The organism is Bacteroidota bacterium (genome assembly GCA_034723125.1).
Classification (GTDB): Bacteria; Bacteroidota; Bacteroidia; order CAILMK01; family JAAYUY01; genus JAYEOP01.
Map to the genome: position 1 here is coordinate 1 of JAYEOP010000123.1, position 4,238 is coordinate 4,238.

The 4,238-nt window shown below is 32.7% G+C and carries 4 protein-coding genes; all 4 read left to right on the forward strand.

The window, feature by feature from the left end:
* Nucleotides 1-965: RHS repeat-associated core domain-containing protein (locus U9R42_03735; protein MEA3495127.1), on the forward strand; the 965-nt coding region annotated here is incomplete at its 5' end.
* On the forward strand, nucleotides 962-1,615 hold the full coding sequence (locus U9R42_03740; protein ID MEA3495128.1) for a hypothetical protein: 654 nt from the start codon (nucleotides 962-964) through the stop codon (nucleotides 1,613-1,615). The genes U9R42_03735 and U9R42_03740, both read left to right, overlap by 4 nt.
* Before the next feature lie 201 nt (nucleotides 1,616-1,816).
* Nucleotides 1,817-3,238, forward strand: coding sequence for an RHS repeat-associated core domain-containing protein (locus U9R42_03745; protein MEA3495129.1), 1,422 nt, complete (start codon nucleotides 1,817-1,819; stop codon nucleotides 3,236-3,238).
* 62 nt (nucleotides 3,239-3,300) lie between these two features.
* On the forward strand, nucleotides 3,301-4,011 hold the full coding sequence (locus U9R42_03750) for an FISUMP domain-containing protein (GenBank protein ID MEA3495130.1): 711 nt from the start codon (nucleotides 3,301-3,303) through the stop codon (nucleotides 4,009-4,011).
* The last annotated feature ends 227 nt before the right edge of the window (nucleotides 4,012-4,238 follow it).

Consider the following 4,238-nt stretch of genomic DNA (forward strand, 5'->3'; position numbering starts at 1 on the left):
TTGAATTTATTGCTACAACAACTACTGCAGACCTAATATTCCAACGTGCTGATGCTACAAGTACCAACTTGCTGTTCTATCTTGACAATGTAAAAGTTGAAGAAATTGGTGAGAGTTATAGGTTTGGGTTCCAGGGGCAGGAGAAGGATGATGAGGTTAAAGGCAACGGAAACCACTATGATTATGGGATGAGAATGTATGACCCAAGAATTGGGAGACCATTGAGTATAGACCCTTTGACAGCACAATACCCTGAATTATCACCGTATCAATTTTTTAGTAATAATCCAATTTGGTTTATTGACTTAGATGGTTTAGAAGGGGTTCAGTATTTGGAAACAATGAAAATGAAAGATGGAACTACAGTAACTAAACGAATTGTAGAAGTTGATATATTTGTTGCTACGAGTAAGAATGTTAAATCAATTCATTACAAGAGTGCTGATTTGCCAACTATTGAGTCAAATTTAAAGTCAGAGTATAATAAAGGGTTTAAGGATGCGAGTGGTAATACTGTTGAGTTTAGATTTAATGTTCAGGAATTTGATGCTGATGCAACTACCCCAATAGATAAAGCAAAACAATTACGTAGAGACCCTAATAATGTTGTAAAAGCAAAAGATGGATCAATGGCTCTAAAAGGTTTCGTTTTAGAACGAGGAAAGTTGAAAGGTTCAAAAGGAAGTACAAATACTTTAAGATCTTTGGTTACAATAGATAACAAGGCTACAGACCCTTCTCACACACAAACTCATGAAACAATGCATATCTTCTTAAATTATGACCCAAGTAATAATCCAAGTACGGTAGCAGAGCATGAAACAGCAGGAGGAGCATTTAAATATAAAAGTGTTGATGAAAGCGGAAAGACCATTAGTCCTACCCAAGATGTAAATCAAGGTAATGTTGATGCTATATTGAAATCAGTGCCAGAATTGAAAAGTAAAACTGTAGAGCAAAAATGATATTTATAAAGCTGAAATATTGGTTTTTACTGTTGGCTATTGGATTTCTCAACGGTTGTTCTGCTCAAAATACAGGAGTTAATCATGTACTTGTGTTTAAAGTGGAACATACAAATAGTAAGTATGTAGGCTATTCTTATGTAGCATATTCTCTGCTGGATTTGGAAAAGATTAAGAATTTCAAATCAGTAGATAATGATAGCATTGATTCTCCTAATATCACTTACAATATTACAGCAAATGGAGGTAATGTCATAGATGACTCTTTTATTGATTTTGAGACGTTTGGGTGTTGTGAATATGGTGATGTAGAAAAAGCTGTGGAGCAAAAATTTAGTGGCACTTTACCTAAAGAAAAACTAAGTAAGTATTTAAATGTAAATGAATTATCGTTAGATGAATTTAGTGATGACAAGGGAATTAATTTTTTGTATAAGGAGGGAACAGCAACTTATGAGATTACAGTTTGGTTAGCAGATCTAGAGTATTGCCAGTGTGGTATTTATATGGGGAATGTTTCAAAGGATATTGATTTAAATAAGGGAGCACGGTTAAAATCGATAAACTCTATTAGTAAGCCTAATCAAGAAGTTAAAAAAGAAATCGAAATGATATTGAAAAATTTAATAGAGTTAGATGTCAAACACTAATCAAAAGCCTCAACGAAAGTTGGGGCTTTTTTATTTATATGCCTGTTTAGTTTTGAAATCCCTTCAGGATTTATAATCCGTACTAGCTGTAGTTTGTAACTACACCTATATATTGAAATCTATAATTGAATTTTTATATCAAATCAATTTCAATTAATGATTCCAATTAAAAAGAAAAAAGATTAGTATTTTTGTTGTTTGATGGGATGCCATAAATTAAAATATTACGAGAGTGAAACCGCAATAGGCAAAAACTGGAAAATTTTTGTCGATGGGATAGAAAAAACTGTAAGTAGTCAGAAAATTTGCAAAGACTATTACCCTTATGGTATGCAAATGCCAGGAAGGACTTATAGTATTGCTAAAACAGATGGAGTGCCTATAATTGATCATGAATTTACGAGTGGAAATGATATAAGTAACTGGTCTAATTGGGGATTAACCGTTAGTGCTTCCGGAGATGACAGACTAAAGGCTGAAGGAACTGGAGCATGGGCTACTGCCTATGCAAGCTTATCCCTTGAAGTAGGAAAACGATACAGGCTGACTGCAAGTATTGATTTAGGCTCAAATTTAGCAAGAGTAAAATATATGGTTAAAAATCCATCTGATGGCACTTTTATGTTTATCAATAACACCAAAGTTGATGCTGATATTGATGTTGAATTTATTGCTACAACAACTACTGCAGACCTGATATTCCAACGTGCTGATGCTACAAGTACCAATTTGCTCTTCTATCTTGATAATGTAAAAGTTGAAGAAATTGGTGAGAATTATAGGTTCTCCTTCAACGGTATGGAGAAAGATGATGAAGTTAAGGGCAATGGAAACTCCCTTGATTTTGGGGCGAGGATTTATGATCCAAGGCTGGGAAGGTGGTTGAGTTTGGATACATTACAAGCTAAATATCCAACTATTTCACCCTATTCTTTCGCAACAAATAGACCAATTATTGCGATAGATATTGATGGAAGAGATGTTTATATTGTTGTTACTTCTATGGGAGGAGAAGGAGGTGCCCGTGGACAAGGTCATATGGCACTTGTTGTAGGAAATGAAGAGGTTGGGTACTATTTAGTCTCACTGGAGAATCCCGAAAATCTCAAAACATATGTTAAAGAGGAAGAAGTTATTGCAATGATGGATGTGAATGAAATTGAAGCCTTGGTGGCACCAAACCAAGCCGGTTTATATGCACATAAAGAAGATACTTGGGAGGGAATTCTTGATTATATATCTAAAAACGGTCCCGGTATTGATAACAGTGAAAAAAACAAAGGGTATGGTTATGACAGAATTCTAAAACTAAAAGGTGTGACCCCTGAAGGAGATGAAAAATTAATAGAATTGTTATTCTCACAAGAAGATGGAAGTTTTGTCTATGAGTTTTTTACCAATAATTGTTCAAGCTTTACAATTGATATGATTAACGAAGTATTCCCAACACTTATAAACGATAAGACTAAGGTAGATAGACCTAACAATGAGTTTGATAATGTCAAAGAGGATACTGATAATTGGACTGTTGTTAAAGATGATAAAAAATCTAATGATAACAAAAGAAAAGAAAATAATAAAAAGAATAAAAGAAAAAGAAAAGAAGATCAGGATAATACCTGAATAGTAAAAGGAGAAAAGTGATTCAAGAATTTAATAGGTTCTAAGAAGTTAATATTTAATTTATGTATTATTTATTATTTATGAAACAACTGATGATAATAATAATTTTAATATTTCTATGTAAATTATTTTTAGTCAATATCTCTGGAGATTATTCTTCATCAGAGATAAGGACGAATCATTCTTCTTATGGTATAGTAGGTCATAATATAATAGTGAGTTCTTATATAGACAGAAGTTTTAAAGAGAATGAAGGAAAATTTGTTGATGAAAGAGATGGGAATAGTTACAAATGGGTAAGGATTGGAAATCAAATTTGGATGGCAGAGAATTTAAAATTCAATGCTAACAGTGGGACATATATTTATAAGAATAGAAAACAGAGTATAAAAAAAATCGGATATCTATATAATTGGGAAACTGCTCAAAAAGTTGCACCGAAAGGTTGGCATCTCGCCTCTGAAGAGGAATACAAGAGTATGCTTAATTTTATTGGAGGATATAACATCAGATTAGCTTTTGATTCTTTGAAAGCAGATAGATATGGATTAGAACTGGTTTATAATGGAGTTTATGATATAGAAGATGATAAATTCGTAAAAGGATTATTCCCTTTTTATTCGACAGATTTGTGGACTTCAAGTATAGGTCATTCCATGAAAGGTGATGTTATTTACAACTTTTTCACCTATCAGAAGTATTGGAGAAGAGCTGGAATTAAAATGACTAATAATGGAAAGACGGCAATGCCTATTCGGTGTGTTAAAGATTAAGTCCAGTTCCAGCAAGGTTCAAGCTTGGTAACAAACAACATGCAAAAGGAGAAACTTAGATTATAGGTTCGAATCCAAATCATTTCAAACTATTGTAACCCCGTACTAGCTGTAGTTTGTAACTACACCTATATATTGAAATCTATAATTGAATTTTTATATCAAATCAATTTCAATTAATGATTCCAATTAAAAAGAAAAAAGATTAGTATTTTTGTTGTTTGATG